This window comes from Enterococcus sp. 12C11_DIV0727 (assembly GCF_002148425.2).
Taxonomy (GTDB): Bacteria; Bacillota; Bacilli; order Lactobacillales; family Enterococcaceae; genus Enterococcus_L; species Enterococcus_L lemimoniae.
The window spans coordinates 2,994,089-3,014,442 of sequence record NZ_CP147248.1 but is presented as its reverse complement, the minus strand read 5'-3'; the positions used below and the strand labels follow the sequence as shown (position 1 = coordinate 3,014,442).

The 20,354-nt window shown below is 35.9% G+C and carries 20 protein-coding genes and 1 other annotated feature; of the genes, 4 read left to right on the top strand and 16 right to left on the bottom strand.

Annotation, left to right across the window (positions count from 1 at the left end; all coding sequences use genetic code 11):
• Positions 1–10: 10 nt before the first annotated feature.
• Positions 11–460: a phosphate-starvation-inducible protein PsiE gene (psiE, locus tag A5866_RS14330; protein ID WP_086279849.1), complete on the bottom strand. Its 450-nt coding sequence runs from the start codon at positions 458–460 to the stop codon at positions 11–13.
• A gap of 269 nt (positions 461–729) precedes the next feature.
• Between psiE and A5866_RS14325 the strand changes: the two genes are divergently transcribed.
• On the top strand, positions 730–1,458 hold the full coding sequence (locus A5866_RS14325) for a TraX family protein (RefSeq protein WP_086445041.1): 729 nt from the start codon (positions 730–732) through the stop codon (positions 1,456–1,458).
• A 261-nt stretch (positions 1,459–1,719) separates the two neighbouring features.
• On the top strand, positions 1,720–3,042 hold the full coding sequence (gene celB / locus A5866_RS14320; RefSeq protein ID WP_086445042.1) for a PTS cellobiose transporter subunit IIC: 1,323 nt from the start codon (positions 1,720–1,722) through the stop codon (positions 3,040–3,042).
• A gap of 66 nt (positions 3,043–3,108) precedes the next feature.
• Here the strand turns inward: celB and A5866_RS14315 are convergent, their stop codons facing one another.
• The 14 genes from A5866_RS14315 to opp1B form a co-directional block, all read right to left on the bottom strand.
• The gene (locus tag A5866_RS14315) at positions 3,109–3,777 is read right to left on the bottom strand and encodes a CPBP family intramembrane glutamic endopeptidase (RefSeq protein ID WP_086445043.1); all 669 of its coding nucleotides are present in this window, start codon (positions 3,775–3,777) and stop codon (positions 3,109–3,111) included.
• 131 nt (positions 3,778–3,908) lie between these two features.
• Positions 3,909–4,919, bottom strand: a complete 1,011-nt coding sequence (locus A5866_RS14310; RefSeq protein ID WP_086445044.1) for a glycosyltransferase family 2 protein — start codon at positions 4,917–4,919, stop codon at positions 3,909–3,911.
• 2 nt (positions 4,920–4,921) lie between these two features.
• Complete coding sequence (locus A5866_RS14305; RefSeq protein WP_176332631.1) at positions 4,922–5,404, bottom strand: hypothetical protein; 483 nt, start codon at positions 5,402–5,404, stop codon at positions 4,922–4,924.
• Positions 5,405–5,473: 69 nt separating this feature from the next.
• Entirely contained in the window at positions 5,474–7,429 is a 1,956-nt protein-coding gene (locus tag A5866_RS14300) for a glycoside hydrolase family 3 C-terminal domain-containing protein (RefSeq protein ID WP_254907596.1), read from the bottom strand.
• 242 nt (positions 7,430–7,671) lie between these two features.
• Positions 7,672–8,031: a 50S ribosomal protein L20 gene (gene rplT / locus A5866_RS14295; RefSeq protein WP_086279831.1), complete on the bottom strand. Its 360-nt coding sequence runs from the start codon at positions 8,029–8,031 to the stop codon at positions 7,672–7,674.
• Between the two features lie 197 nt (positions 8,032–8,228).
• The gene (gene rpmI / locus A5866_RS14290) at positions 8,229–8,429 is read right to left on the bottom strand and encodes a 50S ribosomal protein L35 (RefSeq protein WP_010762697.1); all 201 of its coding nucleotides are present in this window, start codon (positions 8,427–8,429) and stop codon (positions 8,229–8,231) included.
• 110 nt (positions 8,430–8,539) lie between these two features.
• Positions 8,540–9,061, bottom strand: coding sequence for a translation initiation factor IF-3 (gene infC, locus A5866_RS14285; protein ID WP_010763961.1), 522 nt, complete (start codon positions 9,059–9,061; stop codon positions 8,540–8,542).
• A gap of 68 nt (positions 9,062–9,129) precedes the next feature.
• Positions 9,130–9,262: a sequence feature (ribosomal protein L20 leader region), on the bottom strand.
• Between the two features lie 108 nt (positions 9,263–9,370).
• Positions 9,371–10,171, bottom strand: a complete 801-nt coding sequence (locus A5866_RS14280; protein ID WP_086279828.1) for a Cof-type HAD-IIB family hydrolase — start codon at positions 10,169–10,171, stop codon at positions 9,371–9,373.
• A 14-nt stretch (positions 10,172–10,185) separates the two neighbouring features.
• Positions 10,186–10,971 (bottom strand): Cof-type HAD-IIB family hydrolase, encoded by a 786-nt coding sequence (locus tag A5866_RS14275; RefSeq protein ID WP_086279826.1) that lies wholly within the window; start codon positions 10,969–10,971, stop codon positions 10,186–10,188.
• 263 nt (positions 10,972–11,234) lie between these two features.
• Positions 11,235–12,356, bottom strand: a complete 1,122-nt coding sequence (locus A5866_RS14270) for an RNA-guided endonuclease TnpB family protein (protein ID WP_086279823.1) — start codon at positions 12,354–12,356, stop codon at positions 11,235–11,237.
• Between the two features lie 242 nt (positions 12,357–12,598).
• Positions 12,599–13,558, bottom strand: a complete 960-nt coding sequence (locus A5866_RS14265; protein WP_010771136.1) for an ABC transporter ATP-binding protein — start codon at positions 13,556–13,558, stop codon at positions 12,599–12,601.
• On the bottom strand, positions 13,558–14,619 hold the full coding sequence (gene opp1D / locus A5866_RS14260; protein WP_086279820.1) for an oligopeptide ABC transporter ATP-binding protein Opp1D: 1,062 nt from the start codon (positions 14,617–14,619) through the stop codon (positions 13,558–13,560). Before opp1D ends, A5866_RS14265 begins: the two co-directional genes overlap by 1 nt.
• Positions 14,620–14,624: 5 nt before the next feature.
• Complete coding sequence (gene opp3C / locus A5866_RS14255; RefSeq protein ID WP_010762690.1) at positions 14,625–15,677, bottom strand: oligopeptide ABC transporter permease; 1,053 nt, start codon at positions 15,675–15,677, stop codon at positions 14,625–14,627.
• Positions 15,677–16,618: an oligopeptide ABC transporter permease Opp1B gene (opp1B, locus tag A5866_RS14250; protein WP_069646331.1), complete on the bottom strand. Its 942-nt coding sequence runs from the start codon at positions 16,616–16,618 to the stop codon at positions 15,677–15,679. Before opp1B ends, opp3C begins: the two co-directional genes overlap by 1 nt.
• A gap of 81 nt (positions 16,619–16,699) precedes the next feature.
• On the opposite strand from opp1B, the gene A5866_RS14245 reads away from it, so the two are divergent.
• Positions 16,700–17,047, top strand: a complete 348-nt coding sequence (locus tag A5866_RS14245) for a DUF3899 domain-containing protein (RefSeq protein ID WP_086445046.1) — start codon at positions 16,700–16,702, stop codon at positions 17,045–17,047.
• Between the two features lie 78 nt (positions 17,048–17,125).
• Here the strand turns inward: A5866_RS14245 and A5866_RS14240 are convergent, their stop codons facing one another.
• Positions 17,126–18,802, bottom strand: coding sequence for a peptide ABC transporter substrate-binding protein (locus A5866_RS14240; RefSeq protein ID WP_086279814.1), 1,677 nt, complete (start codon positions 18,800–18,802; stop codon positions 17,126–17,128).
• 456 nt (positions 18,803–19,258) lie between these two features.
• On the opposite strand from A5866_RS14240, the gene A5866_RS14235 reads away from it, so the two are divergent.
• On the top strand, positions 19,259–20,317 hold the full coding sequence (locus A5866_RS14235) for an FUSC family protein (RefSeq protein WP_086279811.1): 1,059 nt from the start codon (positions 19,259–19,261) through the stop codon (positions 20,315–20,317).
• Positions 20,318–20,354 lie beyond the last annotated feature (37 nt).

Genomic DNA, 20,354 nt, shown 5'->3' with positions numbered 1-20,354 from the left:
TTTTACTGGATTATTTTATTTCCTGTCTATCATCTGCATGGGATTTAAATCCAACATAAGATTTGTTACCACTTAAATTAAGCACAAATAACACAATAACCAGTGATAAAATCGATACTGATAATAATAGCGTCTGTACAGCATCACCGTGTAATACCATCAATTGTCTTAAAATAGCTGTAATACAAATCAGGATCAAATACCGGATTGGAATATGATGCCCTTCTTGAATATAGCGGATCACCATCATAATAAACTCAAATAACATGAAAAATGCTACAACTTCCTGCATGACGATCGATAAGTTTTTAGGCGTCATCGGTTTATTGATAAACGTACCGATATCAATCAATTGACGTATCATAAAAATTAAAATAAGTAGTGCTAGTACGCCCAAAACAATATCTAACACCCAATTAACATATTTTTTCATGATGCCGAATCTTTGTTCTTCTTTCATCTTCGTCCTCCTTTCATTTCAAGAGCTAAATAGTTTTGTTCAAAGTCTAACTAAAAACAGTGGCTACTCTTCCTTTATAAGAATAATATATCATTCTTTTTACACGATGTAAAAATCTAAATCTGAAAAAAGTGCTACATAACAAGCAGTTTAGAGTATTCTACATAAAACAAACGCAAAAAGTCTGACTGAATAATCCAACTAAAGTCCCACTCTTTTTCAAATTACTTATGTTATTTTTGAATCATAAAGTTTGGGGGAATTATTTTATGAATAAAAAATTAGATGCATTTCACTTAAAAGTGATTGCGATTGTTGCTATGTTACTTAATCATATTGGAAGTGGTTTTAGGGTTTATGAGTATTCAGACCAACTATTTTTCTTTACAGAATTTATTGGAAAGCTGACGTTTCCTATCATGGCCTATTTACTCGTCGAAGGGTTTCATTATACGAGAAATATAAAAAAATATGCCGCACGCTTAGGCTTATTTTGGCTTATTTCAATCTATCCATTCCACGTCTTATTTTATCCAGGTTACCCTTTTGCTTTGACAGAATTAGTCAATAATATTTTCTTTACACTTTTAATGGGACTTCTATTGATTACTTTATACGATCGAACCAAAAATATAGCTATTCACGTCTTATTGGTGATCATCTTTTCACTTGCAACGATCATGTCTGACTGGAATTTAATTGGCGTTTTGATTATTTTTGGATTTTATCGTATTCAAGATGTTAAATTAAAGAAAATCATCCCGCCTATTTATGCTACAGGCTTCTTATTTTTATTGATGTTGATCGTTTACATGATTGCACCAAGCTCCGTTCCTTGGTATGAATTACTTTCAGGTCTTGGTATTCTGATGACTATTCCATTGCTTTTAAATTATAATGGACAACGTGGTTACTCTCCAAATTGGGTCAAATGGGGGTTCTATTTATTTTATCCAGTACACATGATCCTGCTTATCTTAATACGCGGAATCTTGTAAAAATTGTGCATTTCAATACAGCAGTGTATTTAAAAAGGCGAGTTCTTTTTAAATACACTGTTTTGCGGTTAACACAGAGTAATCTGAAATAAATAAATCTTTTTATCTAGATAACTGCTCAAATTGAGTTGATTTTAACAAATCTATCCGCTAGAATAAGGTTACCCCTCTTTATTTTTACTAAAAGGCGAGGGAATTGTTTTTTTACAAAAAAATGTAAGGGTTTTCAAATCAACTAGCGTAAAATAAAGGAGGAGTAGTATGAATACTTTCTTAGAAAAACTACAAGCTAAAATTGGACCGGTCGCTTATAAACTTGATTCAAATCGTTATCTTTCTGCCATCAAAAACGGTTTTTTTGTGGCCATGCCATTATTAATTATTGGTTCGATGTTCTTACTTGTTACACAATTGCCAATAAAGCCCTATATTCAGTTTATGGAGTCCGTTTTAGGTAAAGATTGGATGTCTTTGTTTCTTCAAGTCAACAACATGACGATGAATGCGATGACCTTATTTGTTATTTTGGGTATTGCGAGTGAAATGGCAAAATACTACTCTGTTGATAGAGGTTCAACTCAAGCAATTGCTCTTGTTGGTTTTCTGATCTTAACACCGATCACAGCAACCGAAAACGGTTCTTTTTTACCCTTAAGTAACTTCGGGGCATCTGGTCTATTTGTCGGTATGATCACAGCAATCTTAGCGGCTGAAATTTTCCGTTGGGTCGTTCAAAAGGGCTGGACGATCAAGATGCCGGAGTCTGTTCCCTCAAATGTGGCAAAATCGTTTTCTGCATTGATTCCGGGATTTTTTGTCGTAATTATATTTAATCTGATACGAATTGGTTTTACGTTTACATCATATGAAACGGCTCAAAATTTTATTTTTGAAGTTTTGCAAACGCCACTCTTGGCATTAGGCAGTTCACTTCCAGCAACGTTGATTATTTTATTGTTTGAAGCATTACTATGGTCATTTGGTATCCACGGTTCGAATATTGTTGGTGCTGTAATGCAGCCAATTTGGATCGCGCTGACTGTAGAAAATGCGCAAGCCTTTGCTGCTGGTGAACCATTACCAAATATTGTCAATTATCAGTTTTATAGTAATTTTGTCAAACTTGGTGGCTCCAGTGCAACGATTGGATTGGCCATCGCTTGTCTCTTCTTTGCAAAGTCAGTTCAGTTCAAAACTTTAGGAAAATTGTCATTTGCGCCAGCAATATTTAATATTAATGAGCCTTTGGTTTTCGGGATCCCGATCGTGCTAAATCCAATGATGCTAATTCCCTTTGTGATTGCACCACTGTTGATGTGTATCCTTGCGTATACAGCCATGGCCACTGGAATTGTCCCATTGACCAATGGGGTTAATCTACCATGGACCATGCCACCTGTGATTGCAGGATTGATGGTTAGCGGCTGGCGGGGAGCTGTTTTGCAAATCGTTCAAATTTTGTTGAGTTTTGGATTGTATTACCCGTTCTTTAAAATGGAAGATTTAAAAGCTTATAAGGTTGAGATGGAAGGAGTAGCAACTAGTGATAAGACATTAGAAATTGAAATTACGGAAGGGGTTTAAATAAGTACAATCAAAAAAGCGAAGAATCAATTCCTGATTTTTCGCTTTTTTACTATCTTTATTCCTCTAAACCATCCCAAGTGCTATCACAATCGCTGCTAAAATATTATTTAAAAAGTGAATGGCTATACTGACTTCTAACCGTTGCGTTTTGTAATAAGCCACCGACATGATCAAGCCCATCAATCCATAAATCAAAAAGCTAATTAGGTTTGTCGGTCCGTGAACCAAACCAAATGCAATCGAACTAATCGCAATAGCAACTACTGGAATTTTTTCTAGCCAATAGCCAATGATTCCGCCTCTAAAAACAATTTCTTCCATAATTGGTGCTGAAATTCCAAGCAATAATATGATCAACAAAGGATTTTCTCCGGTAAATATCATTTGAATCGCTGCGTCATTTGCAGTTGTTTCTGATCCTTGGGTATTTAATAAAAGTGTTCCTCCAATTGCAATCACTCGTGCTAAAACAAAGCCGCCTAAAATAATCCCAACATTTTTCTTAGTAAAAAAATCAAATTTTAAGTTTAAAAAACCTAACTTTCCCCCTAAAAACACCAGCAGCCAAATATTCCCAATAATTACCAACATCAGTACAATCGCTGCAAACAATGATAACTGGGCATTGCCCATCGCTAAGGAAGCTCCTTTAGCAAAACTAAATATGAACATCCCCATTTGGCTTACTAAAAATAGCCCAACTAAAACAAAAAACTTTTTAACATATCCCATCTCATTACTCCCTTTTTTTAACTATATTTTTACTGATTTCATTCATCATACCAAACTATGAGGAAGTAGTAAAATAGAGCAACAAGAAGGTTGCATGTTCCTAAGACACTCGGTTATATAAACAGGTCATTCTAATTAAACCCATAAATTCTTTGACACGTTTTATAAATCCGCAAAACAAAGTAGCGAATACCAAAGCCCTTTCTTGATAGTAAAGCACCTAAAAATCGCTTTCTTAACTGAGCATACAAATCAGGATCAAGTATTTCTATATAGTTCCATAACATTTCTTTTTTCCAAAGATCCTCTTCGGTATTACTCTTCAACGCCAAAACAGAAGAAACTGTAGTGACGATTTCTAAAAACTGGAAAAGATACTGTCGACATGATTCATCTTCTACCTGATTAGAGCTATATAGTTCAATCATTTTTTTATTGACAAAAAGTTGCTGATCGATTTGTTCAATCATTTTGTTTTCATTCACTGATTGATCTTCTCTACCAATAAAATAACGATAAAAATCAACGTTCAAATAATAAATTCTTTTAACATAGTGCATCGGCTCAAAAACAAATAAGTTATCGACATAAAAAGTATGTCGAGGTAAATGAAGATTGATCCGTTTTAATAGATCTGTCTTAAAGATAATCGAGTGCACTAATAAATAGTTACCTTGGCGAAGTTTGGTCTCATTCCAACCAAACACTTTATTTTCCGGGATAGCTCGTTTATAGGTCACTCGTTTTTTGTGGAAAGCTCCAACTTTTTCATAAACATAGTTCGTTACCAACATATCGACTTGTCGATTATTCGTTAATTGTTTTAATTGTTTTATAACGCGTTGATAGGCTGATTCATTGACCCAATCATCACTATCTACCACTTTAAAATAACGACCCGTAGCAGCATATAATCCAGTTGTTACCGCGTCTCCATGTCCACCATTTTTCTGATGAACCACTTTGACTGTATCTGGATAGGCTTCCTGATATTGATTGGCAATTTCTTCTGTTTTATCCGTTGAACCATCATTCACAATAATGATCTCTACATCGCCGGCTCCACTTAGTAGCGAATCAACAGCACGATGCAGATAATCTTCTGAATTATAAGCTGGGACAACTACACTTAATATTTTCATTTTTATTCCTTCTTCATTATCACAAATTTCATCATTGGGTAAATGATCACCACTTGGATGATGATATTTACAACATTAGCAATAGTCGGTGCAAAATCTCCCACTACAGGTTTTATTGACCCTATCACATGGGGTGGCAGCCAAATAGAAATAATTCCAGCCACAACAACTATTAAAACATACCACGGTAAAGACTTACCTATTTTATTCGTAGAGCCAAAAACAACGTTTCTTTGCACCACGAAATTCACGATTTGTGCACAAACATAGGCAATTAGAAAACTGACAAAACCAACTCGTCCACCTTCAGAAGTTGGATAATCAAAAATAAACCATTGAAAAGCTGTATTTTCAATGAACAGTGGCAACAGTCCGGAGCTCGCCCATAATACAGCAAAATTCGTAACAGTCGCAACATTACTCATTATATTAAACAAGAGAAACTCATATATTTCAGGATACTTTGCCTTCCATTTTTTGAACATTTGAACTATTTTATTTTCTTCTCTCACCTTCTAAATTCCTTTCAAACTTGGTTAAATCTTGTGATTTTCTCACTTTTTTATTAAGAAAAAAACCTTTCCATAATTGATTTGCCCCTTTAAATCATATAATTCTAATCCAGATTTTTTAAATTTAATCGGCTCAGCTTCTTCTTCCTTCACACTTTGATCTTTCAAGGCGTTCAATAGCTCTTCAGAGGCAACTCTTGGTTTTGCCATTTCTTTTGGCATCGTTCCTTCCCAATCCCAACGAGAAACATATTGAACATCACCTTTGGCCTCCTCAAACTGGTTTGTTGCTGCAAGCTGGTCACTTTCACGTTTATTTTCTTTATTAAAGACAATATCTTGTGCTACTTCATACTTTTTTGAATCAATGATATCATGCGCATTATTCATCAAATGAATGTTGTACGTTCCTTTTTCAAGCACATAGGCTTTATTTTGTTTTTCATCATAACTTGCCATATCTTCTACATCAAATGTTAAGTTAAGCTCTTCTGATTGATTTGGTTCTAATTCTTTTGTTTTGGCAAATCCAGATAATACTACATGAGATTTTTCAAGTCCGCCAACAGTATACGGTGGCGTGTAGTACAATTGCACGACATCTTTGCCTGATCGCTTCCCAGTATTAGTAACTTTTACCGTCATTTTGATTTCCTTGCCATCTAGTTTGAAATCGGAAATTTCTTGTTTAAAATCTGTATAGGACAAGCCATAGCCAAACGGATATTGGACTGCTTTATCATAGGCGGCTTCATCCATCTTACCAGTTTCATTATTGATGTAACGTGTTTCATAATAGCGATAACCTACATAAATTGATTCAGCATAATCTACATATTTATAATGCCAAGTATCTTTTTCGTAATCAAATTCTGAATTGGAGTACGGGAATTCGCCAATGTTATTAAAGGATGGGGCGCTTGTTTCGTCATAGGCATACGTATCAACTAAGCGACCAGAAGGATTGAGCTGTCCAGCAAGAATTTTTCCCACTGCATTAAAGCCCGTTGAACCAGGTCCGCCGATCCATAGAGCACCATCAATCTTTTCATCTTCTAAAAAGCCAAGTTCCATTGGAAATGATGAGTTTAGAAGGACAACTACTTTGTCAAAATTTTCTTTAGCTAAATCAAGGATTGCTGTTTCATCATCAGAAAGTTCTAGGTAGTGCTTGCCTTTTGTACCACCAGTATACTCTTTCATTTCATTGATAATATCAGCACCCTCACCACTATTTCTAGAAAAAACGACTAATGCTGTATTACTAAATTCTTTTGCTGATTGTATAAATGATTCACTATATTCACTCACTTTTGGCTCATGAATATTAAAATCGCCACCAACCAATTTATGAATGTTGACCTTTTCTCTAGGAACATAGCGTTCATCATAGAATTTAGTTAATTGGTCATTTACTTTGAATCCGGCATTTTCTAGTTCTTTTTGTAAATCAATATTGTTATCTTCTTTCCCACCGCCAGAACCTGTTCCACCATAAACCACGTTTCTAGAAGCATAGCCAAATACATTTACATTTTTTTCTTGTAAGGGTAACGTTTCATTTTTGTTTTCTAAAAGAACAGAACCTTCTCCTGCTACTTTTTCAGTTAAGGCCATAGCTTGTTCTTTTGTTTTCTTTACTTCGGATTGATCGATTTGGGAAGCTGAAAAATAAGTATTGATAATCATTGCATATTGATTGACCGCTACATTGAAGATAACTAGTACCACTAATAATAAGCAGGATAAAACATATAAAATCTTCCTTGTTTTGCGAATCTTGACAATTCTATAAATAGAATAGACGACTAATGAGAAGGCTAATACGATAATTATTTTAGTTATCCAGCCAACTAAAAATTGTACATTGATCCCAAATGATGGATTATCGCCACTCGTCTTGCCATGATTGAATAGATAAAGATAAATTAGTGCGACAACTGCAAGCCAGCCTCCTAGTAGTGCAAGTTTCTTTTTAGTCATTTTTAGCTTTTTCACATTTTTTCCTCCTTGCTCTTTAGAGGATACTGATTTTTATGATCAATCGTTCCCCTAATCACAACAAGATTATATCTAGTGAAGCATCTAATGAAAACGTTTCCTGCGCAGACTGTAGTATTTCATTCATAACTTGTTTAGAGTATGTGAAAGGATAGAGTATCTTGGGGTTAAAGAATGGAATCATAAAAAAATCCCTACTCAAATGAGTAGGGATAAACATTATTAGGTAATTGTTTTAATTATTTAGCTAAAGCACCTTTAGCTTGGTCAGCTAATGCTGTAAATGCTGCTGCATCGTTCACTGCTAATTCTGCTAACATTTTGCGATTGATATCAATCTCTGCCAATTTCAAACCGTGCATCAATTTAGAATAGCTCAAGCCATTCATACGAGCTGCTGCGTTGATACGTGCAATCCATAATTTACGGAAATCACGTTTCTTTTGACGACGATCTCTGTATGCATAACTGTATGATTTCATTACTTGTTCTTGTGCTGTTTTAAATAATGTATGTTTTGATCCATAATAGCCTTTCGCTAACTTAAGAATCTTTTTACGACGTTTACGGGCTACTACGCCACCTTTAACACGTGCCATGGTTAATTCCTCCTAAATATCTGTTGTCTCTTTGAGTTATTTTAATTGCTAAGTTGTGACAAGAATTTTTTCAGCGTTCTCAAGCTACCTTCATGAGCTAGCTTTTCGGAAAAAAGATAAAATCTGATTGTGGTATAAAGCTCCACCCTCCTATTTTCCTATTTTTCAGTCAATGCTAATCAAGCTCATTCAGCTTTTTACTTCATTCTTGCTAATTGTTGACGAATACGTTTGAAATCGCCTGATGAGACCATTCCTGCTTTACGCAATTGACGACGTTGTTTTTTTGTTTTACCGTGGAAACGGTGACTTGTAAACGCACGGAATCTTTTTAACCCGCCGTTACCAGTACGTTTGAAACGTTTTGCTGATCCGCGGTGTGTTTTTTGTTTTGGCATGACTAATTTTCCTCCTACATTTTCATTTCGCATACAGTTCAACTAAATTAGTTGAAAAAGTTGAACAAGCATCCTAAAAAATTTGTTTCACTAGTTATCAGCTTGTTAGCTTAATTTTCATTCTTCGGTGCCAGCGTTAGAAACATGCTGCGTCCGTCCATTTTCGCTTTTTGTTCCACTGTAGCGATATCTGCAGTTTCTTCAGCTAAGCGATCAAGAACTTTCTGACCAATTTCTTTGTGGGTAATGGCACGGCCTTTGAAACGGATCGAAGCTTTCACTTTGTCGCCTTTTTCTAAGAATTTACGCGCATTACGAAGTTTTGTATTAAAGTCATTTACGTCAATTGTTGGACTTAAACGAACTTCTTTAACGTTGATCACTTTTTGTTTCTTACGAGCTTCACGCTCTTTCTTTTGCGTTTCAAAACGGAATTTACCGTAATCCATGATTCGCGCAACAGGGGGTTTTGCAGTAGGTGCTACTAGAACTAAGTCCAAGTTGGCCGTTTCAGCGATTTGTAATGCTTCCACTTTTGTTTTCACACCTAATTGTTCACCGTCTTGTCCGATCAAACGTAACTCGCGTGCACGAATGCCGTCGTTCACCATCATATCCTTTGCTATGGTCATTCACCTCCAAGTTTTTTAGAGAAAATCAATGCTGAAACTCTTTTTATCAAAGTCTGTGCTATTGTGAAAACACAATAAAAAACAGGCTCTGTATACAGATCCCGCGATTTTCAGACTCATATCAATCGATATATAGAATCCAATATCCAGCCCAGTGACACTGTCAACTAAGGCGAGAAGCGGGTGCTTCTGCTTTCATTTCTCAACTTTAATAGTATATGCTATTTATTGTTTTTTGTCAATACCTTTTTTAAAGTTAAAGCAGAAGTGCCGAGCTCATCATTTCTGCTTCAACTCTATTTATTTTTTTTAGTTTTCAATTAGTTCAGCTATTTTTATGAGTACACCATTTTCATCATTCGATAAAATAATTTCTTTGGCTGCTACTTTTACTTTTGGCTGACCATTACTCATCGCATAACTATAATGCGCATGTTTTAACATTTCCAAATCATTCCCACTATCTCCAAAAGCAGCTATTTCATGATTTTTTATGCCCCATAATTCTTGAAGTTGTAATAATCCATGGGCTTTGTGAATTCCAGGGATAATCAAATCAACATCCCCATGACCACTAGAAACAGGGATAACTTTATCTCCTAAAGCTAGATGCAACTGTTCTAGCACCGCGCCTACTTGTTCAACAGGGAAACTCAAAGCAAACTTAAACAAGGTATCTTCTCTAACTTCAGTTAAATTTGCCACTTTTTTCAGTCGATGATAATATTTTCTACCATGTTCAACAAAAGTATCTGGTTCAGATGCCGCAACATAGGCACTATTTTTACCGCAAAGAATGGTATGACCTTCTTTAAAACCAGCTAAAATAGTTAATACTTCTTGGATCACATTCGGATCAATTTCACCTGTGAATATTTCTTTCCCTTCACTAACCACATAAGCGCCATTTTCTGCTACAAATGACAATTCCTCAGCAATTTCTGGAAAGAAAGATTTAAGCTGGTAGTATTGGTTCCCGCTAGCGATAACAAAACGGATGTCTTGCTGCTTCATTTGTCGGTACAACTGATTAAACGTTTCGCGATCGTAATCTTGTTGACTGTTCAAAAATGTTCCATCCATGTCTACTGCAATCATTTTTACTGTCATTTTTTTACTTCCCTTCAGTCTAGTAATCCAAAATGAGTTAATCCAAATTGAATCCCATTATCCACATGAGATTTTGTGATAAAATCTGCTTGGCTCTTTACATATGTCGAAGCGTTGTCCATTGCAATTGCTGTTTGCACGGCTTCAAACATCCCTAAGTCGTTTTCACCATCACCAAATGCATACGTTGGCACATGGCTTAACTTTAAGCTTTCGATTACTTGATAAATCCCAGCTTTTTTCGACTGACCTTTTAAGACAACTGCCATTGAATAAGGGCTATCTCTAAAAAAAGTTAAACGTTCAGCAAAAGCTTCTCGGTACAACGCATCCTTTTCTGGTTGTTCTGAAAAAAGATACATCATATAAATCTCATGGGTCTTATGAAAATCAGTTGAAATTTGCGGCATTGGTGCATTATCCAAATGATATAATTTTTTCATACTATTATCTGAGTAACAAGCCGCATATTCCGCTTCGGTATAACAAGCCAAAGAATGTCCCATCTCCTCCGTAAGCGCCATCAATTCTTGAATCAGCGTTAGTGAAAATACGTGTTTTGAGACAACCTGATTTTCCGCAACATTAAATTGACCATTTAAACTTACATAAGAATCAATTGGAGTCCCTTCTATGATTTGCTTGATTTCCTTTGGCGATCGTCCACTAGCAATAATTGGTAAACTATTCTTTTTCTTTAGTTCCAAAATGGCTTCGTGATTCTCTTTGGATATTTGTGACTCTTTATCTAGTAGCGTTCCATCTAGATCAAAGAAAACAAGTGCTTGATAATCCTTCATGTTTCCCTCCTTTTCACTTCTATTCACTATTAGTGTACTATATTTTTGAAGAACACATCAAAAAACTTTATTCATCTTATCCAAACCATTGACTGGCTAAATAAGAAGAATAAAGTTCAACTTTTTATTTTTCATTAACTAATAATTAGTGAACTATTTCTATTAACTAGAAATTTCCTAGAAAAAGACAAATGATCGACTAAACGCTATATCTATCTTATATGCCCTAGGCTATCCCTGTAGTCCCTACAGTTCTTTACTTGTTAATTGCCTGTTGTTTTTTTCAATCCTTGGATCAATACGTTGATACTAGCAGCGGTCTCAGGATCTTGCAGTCCTTTTTGCTCATTGATATCTTGAGTAAAAATTTGACTCACCCTATTTTCTGAATGTTCAGAACATTTTCCGCAAGCTAAAACCTTGATTACTCTTTTGTTATACCATGTAGCTTTATATTCAAGCTTTGAGACAAATAAAGCCCAAGAAACATCTGAGATACCACGATGCAGCTTACTATTTCTATAAAAATCAGCTTGATGAATATCTTCTATGCAAATCAAATCATACTTTCGAACGATTTCTGTCGTAATCTTATTAAGAAAATCGATTCGCTGATTCATCAACTTCTCCCGCATTTTTGCTACTTTCAGCTTTTGTTTCTGATAATTTTTTTGTTGCGAAAGATCAGTTCCTTTTGCTTTTGCAATTTCTTTACGCCGTGTCAGTTTTCGTTCCTCTCTAGTGATTCGCTGCTCAAATTCTTTCGTAAATTTATCATTGTCGATACGTCTACCGTTTGATAATACCGCAAATTCAGAAGCACCTAAGGTTATGCCAACCGCCGAATACGTCTTCTCGATCGTTGGAATTTCCTCTTCACACAAAATTGAAGCAAAATACTTATTACTAGGAGTCAAAGAAATCGTTACTGACTTTATTTTCCCTATTACCGGACGATGCATTTTCATTTTCACTAACGATTTTAACTTAGGTACTTTCAAATATTTTTCATCAATAATTTTTACTGTACCATTTTGATTGTTCGTCGTATAAGAGGAAACGGAATCTTTCTTCTGTTTCAACTTAGGAAAACCAATAGACTTTTCTCTATGAAATTTTTTAAATGCTCGATCCAAATAAACTTGTGCGTTCGATAAAGCTAAACTATCCACTTCCTTTAAACAAGGATACTCTTTTTTATATTGAGCAGGTGTTGGCAACTTAACTTTTAAATCAGGATTTTCCTTCAGCTGCTTATATAACTGAATCCGTTCCTGCAACAAAAGATTATGCACAAGCCTTACACAAGAAAAAGTTTTTTTAATAAATTCTTCCTGTATTGAAGTAGGGTAAAGCCTATATTTATACGCTTTTAACACCTTCATTAAAATCCCACCCTACCAATAAAAAGCTGAATGAGACGTCTAGCTCTTGAGCAAGTTAGGGAATATATTTAAAGATGGTTTCTATCTTTCACTATATTTATCTACTTGCCGAGAGAGCTGTCTCACGAAGCTAGTTCAAAATGATTACGTCACAATGAAAACTTGTTCATTCATCTGACCTTTTAAAAATGCTAGCTAAGAAAAACAGATTGATTTTCTTAGCTAGTATTTAGTTTGCCAAACTACTCGTGATTCGCTTGGGCTTTTTTCTCTTCAATTTTCTTGCGATAAACGTCAACTTCATCTTCTGAACAATACACATAATGCTCAGGTGTGATTTCTCTTAGTTTACGTTCTTTATTGTCTTCTGGTTGCGGCTTATAGACGATCCGTTTACGCGTCCGTTCATAATCTGGATCAGGTAGTGGGATAGCGGATAATAAACTTTCTGTATACGGATGTACACCAAAATTATACACATCATCACTTGAACCCATTTCCAATAACCTTCCGCTATGCATCACACCGATACGGTCACTAATATGTTTAACCATTGATAAATCATGGGCAATAAACAAGTAAGTCAGACCAGCATCTTTTTGCAAGTCTTGCAATAAATTAACTACTTGCGCTTGGATTGAAACGTCCAATGCTGAAATTGGCTCATCACAAATGATAAAGCGTGGATCAACAGCCAATGCTCTGGCAATCCCGATACGTTGACGTTGTCCACCTGAAAACTCATGTGGATAACGTGTACCATGACTCGGGTCAAGACCAACAACTTTTAATAATTCGTTGACTTTTGATTCGCGTTCAGCTGCATCTTTCGCTAAATGATTGATGTCGATTCCTTCAGCGATAATATCATTGACTTTCATTCTAGGATTCAACGAAGCATATGGATCTTGGAAGATCATTTGCACTTCACGACGAAATGCTTGCATTGCTGATTTTGAACGAATTTTACTGATATCATCTCCATCAAAAATGATTTCACCATCAGTAGGATCGTATAAACGGATCACGCTACGGCCAGTCGTTGATTTACCACTACCAGACTCGCCAACTAATCCGAAAGTTTCTCCTTCATAGATATGAAAACTAATATCATCAACCGCTCTTACTTCGTCAGGACGACCAACGTTAAAATATTGTTTTAATCCTTTAACATCTAAAAGTACTTTTCTTTTTTCACTCATTATTTAACGCCTCCTGCAGTCGTATTATGACGTTCAGCGTAAATCGCCCAACGTCTTGCAATTTCAGCTGGAGGGGTGATTTTTGGTGCTTGTGGTGCTAATAACCACGTTGCAGCTTTATGAGTTGGTGATACTTCAAAATAAGGTGGTGCTTCTTCTGCATCGATCTTCATTGCAAATTCGTTACGAGGGTAGAAAGCATCCCCTTTTGGTGGATCTAACAAATCAGGAGGTGAACCAGGAATCGCATATAGCTTATCTTCGGTTCCTTCCATTGTTGGCATTGATCCAAGTAGCCCCCACGTATATGGATGTTGTGGATTATAGAAGATTTCTTCTGATGTTCCCACTTCTACTAAACGCCCGCCATACATAACTGCTACACGATCAGCAACATTTGCTACAACCCCTAAATCATGAGTGATAAAGATGATGGATGTGCTGATTTTTTGTTGTAAGTCTTTTAATAATTCTAAAATTTGAGCTTGAATCGTTACATCCAAAGCTGTAGTCGGTTCATCCGCAATTAGAACTTCTGGGTAACAAATCAATGCAATCGCGATCACGATCCGTTGACGTTGTCCACCTGAAAATTGATGTGGGTAATTTTTCAAACGTTTTTCAGCATTTGGAATTCCCACTAATTTCAATAATTCTAATGCTTGATCAAGACCTTCTTTTTTCGATACTTTATTGTGTTTGATCAACGATTCAGCTACTTGCTTGCCGATCGGCATTGTTGGATCCAATGATGTCATTGGGTCTTGGAAAATCATCGCAATTTCTTTCCCACGAATGGTTTGCATTTGTTTTTCCGTTTTGTGTACGATATCTTCACCTTTAAACAGAATTTCTCCATTATCAATGTTTGCATTACTGCTCAATAATCGCATGATACTTCTAGTAGTCACTGATTTACCACTACCAGATTCTCCTACGATTGCAAGAGTTTCCCCTTTGAACAATTCAAAGCTCACACCACGAATAGCATTTACTTTTCCAGCAAACGTATCAAAAGAAATCTGTAAGTCTTTTACTTCTAATACTTTTTCCATAGTCATTCACTCTACTCTTTCATCTTAGGATCGAAGGCATCACGTAGTCCGTCAGCTAACAAGTTGAAACAAATCATTACGACTGACAAGGTTACGGCAGGAATCCACATCAAATATGGAAGGAAACGGAACGTTTTATACCCTTCATTTAATAATGTTCCAAGTGAAGCGGTCGGCGGTCTTAATCCTAAACCGATGAAACTTAGAAACGCTTCGAAGAAAATTGCTGACGGGATACTGAACATCATTTGAACAATAATTACGCTGGAAATATTCGGTAAAATATGTTTAACAGCGATCTTCAAACGAGATTCTCCTAATGTTTGGGCAGCTAAAACAAATTCTTGATCTTTTAATTTCAAGGTTTGAGCCCGAACGATTCTGGCCATTGAAATCCAGTTGGTAATCACCATCGCTAATACGATTGACAAAATACCTGGATCAAAAACAGTCAGCATCAAAATCATCACAACAAGGTTAGGAATTCCTGAAAGAACTTCCAAGATACGTTGCATTACTGTATCGACACGTCCACCTAACAATCCTGAGATCAAACCGTATGTTACACCGATCGTAATATCAAGTAATGCTGCGATAAATGCAATCAATAATGAGATACGAGTTCCCATAAATAAACGACTCAATACGTCACGACCTAAACCATCGGTTCCAAGGTAAAAGTTGACGTTATCCGGAACATTCGCTTGAGCGTATTTATCTACCATCTTACCTGCAACATTTGCTGTTCCGTTAAATCCATTGATACTATCTAAAAATGGAATACGCGGTGGTAAGTTGATGTATGCTACATTTTGTTGGGTTGGGTCATGAGGTGAAACCCAAATTGTTATAATTGAAATAAAGATGATGATTCCGAGTAAAATCAACGAAATTACAGCAGCTTTATTCTTTTTCAAACGACGCCAAGAATCTTGTAAAAAGCTTAGTGACGGCGTTGCAATTCGTTCACGTTCCTTGGTTGTTGATGTATCCAAAGGCTGGAAGTCATTTGCAGGTATGTTTTTGATTTTTTCTGGGACATTGTTTAAGTCAACTGTTTCCATTAACCTTTGGCACCTCCTGAAACACGAATTCTTGGATCAATCAATCCATAAAGTAAATCAACGATTAAGATTACAAATACTAATAAAGCAGAATATAAAATCGTTACAGCCATGATTGTTGGATAGTCATTGGTCATGATTGATTTTACGAACTGTTCCCCAATACCTGGGATAGCGAAAATATTTTCAACAACTAAAGATCCTGTCATCAAGCCAACAGCCAATGGTCCCAGTAAGGTAATCAACGGAATCAAACTGTTTCTAAGTCCATGTCTCACGGCTACTTGCCAACGGCTCAAACCTTTAGCACGGGCTAACTCTACATAGTCACTATGTAAAACTTCAACCATTTCCGTTCGAATAAACCTGGCGGAATCAGCCATCGGGCTCATTGCCAACGCAATCGTCGGTAAAATCGTATAAGCAAAACCATTCCACATTGCGATTGGTAATACTTTTAATTTCATGGCAAAAATATACTGCAACAATACCGCAAAGACGAAGTTAGGAATGGAACGTCCTAAGATTGCCATCAACGTAGCTAATGTATCAACCCATGTATTTTGGCGCATTGCTGCAATGATTCCTAGTAGAATACCGACTAGCGTACCAAAGACAATAGCTTGCGCACCTAATTGGACGGATGGTCCAATACGACCTGCTAAAAGTTTTGCTACAGGTTGGTTTTTAAATTGGAACGAAATACCAAAGTCACCAACTAGAAGGTTCTTTAAGTAAATTCCATATTGAACGATGACTGGTTTATCTAACCCAGACTGCTTATTCAACATAGCGATTGTTTCTGGACTAAGCTTTTCTTGGTTGGTATAAGGAGTACCTGGTAATAATTGCATTAAGAAAAACGTAATCGTTGCGATCAACCACAATGTGATGATCATAAAGAAGACCCGTTTAAGAAAATATTTTCCAAAACTGTTCAAGAATGACACCTCCGAGATTATTTTGACTTCATCAGCTTTTTTCGATAAAGTAAGGATAGAAAATTAAGTAAGGATGAGCACATGAAAAACTTTAAATGGCCTTTAATCACCTCAGCGGTCTCAAGCATCGGCATTTTCACTTACCTATTGATAAATCAATCGCTGACTATCCGTTCCGTATCTGATACCTTCTTCATTGTTTCATTGTTCTTTCTGATTATCGGTTTGGCCTTATGGATTATGTCCTCAGGATTTTTTGATAATTCCCAACGTTTTATGAAAATGCATTTTCGTTTTAAAAAGAAAAATGAACCGAAAGAATTCATTCCATTTTCTGAAATCGGCAAAGCACATCAGCTTTACTGGCTTGAAACTGGTGGTATGTTACTGATTGTCTCTATTGTTTCTTTATTATTTTACTTTTTATGAGCACAGATAGCAAGAGGACCGTTGCCTTTTTATTCAAAGAGGGCAAAGGTCCTTTTTGCTATTGACTATCCATTTTGATTATTCTGAGATATACGCCCATTTGTAATCAAATTTTGGTCCAGCTGGGTGGAATGCAATTCCTTTAACTTTTTCAGAACGCATACGAGCTTGTGCTCTTTGGTAAAGTGGAACGACACCCATATCATCCATAATAACTTTTTCAGCATCGATCATATTATCCCAACGTTTTTCAGGATCATTCGCATTGGTTGTCGCTGCTGCTTTAACATTTTTGTCATATTCAGGACTACTATAGTGACCACGGTTATAAGAATTTCCTGTTTCAAACAGATTCAAGAAGCTACTTGGATCAGCATAATCTGCTCCCCAACCACCTATTACAGTCGTAAAGTCTCCTTTGTTTGAACGATCTAAACGAACAGCAAATGGTACCGGACTAACAGTCACTTTTACGCCATCTAAAGTATCTTGGATAGCTCCTTGCAAGTACTCTACTGTTTTCTTAGAAGAGTCTGTATCGGACGATAGGATGTCCATATCCAATTTAGTGATACCCAATTCTTTTTTCGCTTTTTCCCAGTATTCTTTGGCTTTTTTCTCGTCGTGAGCAATTTCATCGCCTGCTTCATCAGCAAAATCTTTATCTCCTTTAGGGCTTGTTGACATATCTGCTGGAACAAGTCCTTTTGGTTCTACTGAACCATCTCCTAAGATTGACTCAACTAATGATTTACGATCGATTGAATACGAAATTGCTTTTCTTAGATTTTCATTTTTAAATGGTGAATTATCTTCACGTTGGTTTAATTCCATGTATTGAGTTGATGCTTCTTTTTCGATAACAAATTCTGGATCACTCGCCATTTGTTGTGCTAATTCTCCGCTCAATACAACTTCATCCACTTGACCATCTTGGAAAAGATTCAATGATGTAGGGGCTTCTTTCACTACGCTTACTTTAACTTCGTCTAATTTAACTGTCTTATTATCCCAGTATTCTTTATTCTTTTTAAGAGACCATTCTGTATCTGTTCCTGGTCCATCAAAATCAGCTAAAGTAAATGGTCCATTATAAACGGCATTTTCACTATTAGCAGCAAATTTAGCACCATATTTTTCCACAACATCTTGTCTTTGCGGGAAGAATGATGGGAATGCGAATAAATAATCCATAAATGGTGTTACTTGTTGTAAGGTCACTTCTAACTCATAATCACCGACTGCTTTGATTCCTAATTCTGATTTATCTTTTTTGCCATCCATGATTTCTTGGCCATTTTTAACGGCACTATATAGGGATGCATATTCTGAAGCTGTTGCTGGATCAACCGTGCGTTGCCATCCATAAACATAGTCTTCTGCTTTTACAGGTTTTCCATCAGACCATTTAGCGTCTTCGTTTAACTTGATTTTGTAAACAAGACCATCTTCACTCATCTCTGCTTTTTCAGCAGCACCTGCTGGTTGTGGTTTATTTTTAGCATCTAAACGGTAGATTCCTTCATAAACATTATTCAGTGCTGTAAAACTAACTTCATCAGTCGCTAACGAGGGATCCGCACTTGGCATTTCTTGTTGTTCGTTGATACGGAAAATTTGCTCTCCGCTCGCTTTGCCGTCAGCCTCTTTTGAGCTGCCTGAATCGTCTGTATTTCCACCGCCATTACCACACGCTGCGAGTGTTAAACTAAATAAAGTGATGAATCCAAAAGCAAATGATTTTTTTAACTTCATTCTTTTTTCCTCCCTGATAAGACCTTGATTATTTTCTGAAAAATCAGAATTTAATAATTATTTATTGTTCTGAGCTATAGTTTACAATTTTTAAATTAAAAAATCAAGAATAATCTTATTTTTTTTTAATACATCCATCATTAAATTATGTCTACATTAGAAGTAATTTCTTAGAAAAGGCTATAGAAGGCTGAATGAGCTGTTTCAGCCCCGTTTAAAAAACAGGAAAATATGAGAGCCATGTTTTTGGTTACATTCAAGTTTTCTCTTTTTTTCGAAAACTAGCCCGTATAGCTAGATTAAAGAAAAAGCGATTGTCTTCTTATAAATAAATATGTTAGATTAGTAATAGAGGGAATGTATTTTGATAATCACAGACAATGTTGATTTATTTTTACAGCTTAGCATCAAGTAATTTGAGTGCTATTTTTCATATTATTAAAAAGGAGTGATCAGATGCACCATTCATCTTTTTTCAAAGAATTAACTACATTTCATAAACCACAAAAAGCACCTTTTCGCCTGATTGGCGCAGGTATTTGTATGGCTGTCCCCTTATTCATTGGTTATTTTTCCAATAATTTATTGATTGGTAGTTTTGGTTCATTAGGGATTTTTACGTTCCTTTATTATCAAACTCTTCCATTAAAGGAGTTATTGACCCTTTTAAGTTCTGTTGGTGGTTTTTTACTTTTTGGAAATCTTGTGGGCGTTCTTAGTACCCATATTCCTTGGGTCATTCCAATTGCCATTGCTTTGGTCAGCTTTAGTGCCCGGATCATTTTTAGGCTATATAGGATCGCTAAGCCAGGGGCTTTTTTTATTGTCATGGTAACGGCTATGGGAAGTGGTACTAAGATTCCTTTAGATAGAGTTCCTACTATGATGAGTTATGTTTTACTAGGTGTTTTGACCTCTCTTGTAGTTGCGTTTATCTTATACTTTATTGAAGGTGAAACCCCTGTACCACAAAATAAAATTTCTTTGCAGGAACGACTCTATACTGATCCCGCTGCCCTACTTGATGCTCTACATTATGCTGCTATTTTATTTTTGGCAACTTATATCAGCCAGTCATTGCATCTAACGAATGCATATTGGATGATTGTTTCCTGTGCTGCAGTTTTACAAGGTGATAACTTACGTGCTGTGATGCATCGTAATATTCAGCGGATTTTGGGTACTATGATCGGTTTATTGATTGCGGCTCTTCTATTAAGCATTTCATTTACTTCATTAGAAACCATTTTTCTAATTTGCTTTTTCTTTTTGACTGTAGAATTTTTCATTAAACGAAATTATACGATTGCAAACTTTTTTACAACACCTATGGCTTTATTATTGGCAAATTTAGCCCGTCATCAATATTTAGTTAGCTTGCTGAATTATCGTTTGATTGGGATTGTTTTAGGAAGTCTTTTAGGACTTTTAGGCGCTTTTGTACTGACGACTTGCTTAAAGTTCTATAATCGTGCTTATCAATTAAATGAAAACTTAGATAAAGAAACAGAATAATGACACTCAATCTATCATATAAAATTTGGAGGTTTTA

Excerpts from the sequence above, each read along its gene's own strand:
- A5866_RS14240 (WP_086279814.1), bottom strand. The coding sequence starts at position 18,802 with ATGAAGTTAAAAAAATCATTTGCTTTTGGATTCATCACTTTATTTAGT.
- A5866_RS14280 (WP_086279828.1), bottom strand. The coding sequence starts at position 10,171 with ATGACAGTAAAAATGATTGCAGTAGACATGGATGGAACATTTTTGAAC.
- A5866_RS14305 (WP_176332631.1), bottom strand. The coding sequence starts at position 5,404 with ATGTTCAAAAAATGGAAGGCAAAGTATCCTGAAATATATGAGTTTCTC.
- opp3C (WP_010762690.1), bottom strand. The coding sequence starts at position 15,677 with ATGGAAACAGTTGACTTAAACAATGTCCCAGAAAAAATCAAAAACATA.
- rplT (WP_086279831.1), bottom strand. The coding sequence starts at position 8,031 with ATGGCACGTGTTAAAGGTGGCGTAGTAGCCCGTAAACGTCGTAAAAAG.
- A5866_RS14270 (WP_086279823.1), bottom strand. The coding sequence starts at position 12,356 with ATGAAGGTGTTAAAAGCGTATAAATATAGGCTTTACCCTACTTCAATA.
- A5866_RS14275 (WP_086279826.1), bottom strand. The coding sequence starts at position 10,971 with ATGAAGGATTATCAAGCACTTGTTTTCTTTGATCTAGATGGAACGCTA.
- A5866_RS14235 (WP_086279811.1), top strand. The coding sequence starts at position 19,259 with ATGCACCATTCATCTTTTTTCAAAGAATTAACTACATTTCATAAACCA.
- rpmI (WP_010762697.1), bottom strand. The coding sequence starts at position 8,429 with ATGCCAAAACAAAAAACACACCGCGGATCAGCAAAACGTTTCAAACGT.
- celB (WP_086445042.1), top strand. The coding sequence starts at position 1,720 with ATGAATACTTTCTTAGAAAAACTACAAGCTAAAATTGGACCGGTCGCT.
- opp1D (WP_086279820.1), bottom strand. The coding sequence starts at position 14,619 with ATGACTATGGAAAAAGTATTAGAAGTAAAAGACTTACAGATTTCTTTT.
- A5866_RS14315 (WP_086445043.1), bottom strand. The coding sequence starts at position 3,777 with ATGGGATATGTTAAAAAGTTTTTTGTTTTAGTTGGGCTATTTTTAGTA.
- A5866_RS14245 (WP_086445046.1), top strand. The coding sequence starts at position 16,700 with ATGAAAAACTTTAAATGGCCTTTAATCACCTCAGCGGTCTCAAGCATC.
- A5866_RS14310 (WP_086445044.1), bottom strand. The coding sequence starts at position 4,919 with ATGAAAATATTAAGTGTAGTTGTCCCAGCTTATAATTCAGAAGATTAT.
- A5866_RS14325 (WP_086445041.1), top strand. The coding sequence starts at position 730 with ATGAATAAAAAATTAGATGCATTTCACTTAAAAGTGATTGCGATTGTT.
- A5866_RS14265 (WP_010771136.1), bottom strand. The coding sequence starts at position 13,558 with ATGAGTGAAAAAAGAAAAGTACTTTTAGATGTTAAAGGATTAAAACAA.
- psiE (WP_086279849.1), bottom strand. The coding sequence starts at position 460 with ATGAAAGAAGAACAAAGATTCGGCATCATGAAAAAATATGTTAATTGG.
- infC (WP_010763961.1), bottom strand. The coding sequence starts at position 9,061 with ATGACCATAGCAAAGGATATGATGGTGAACGACGGCATTCGTGCACGC.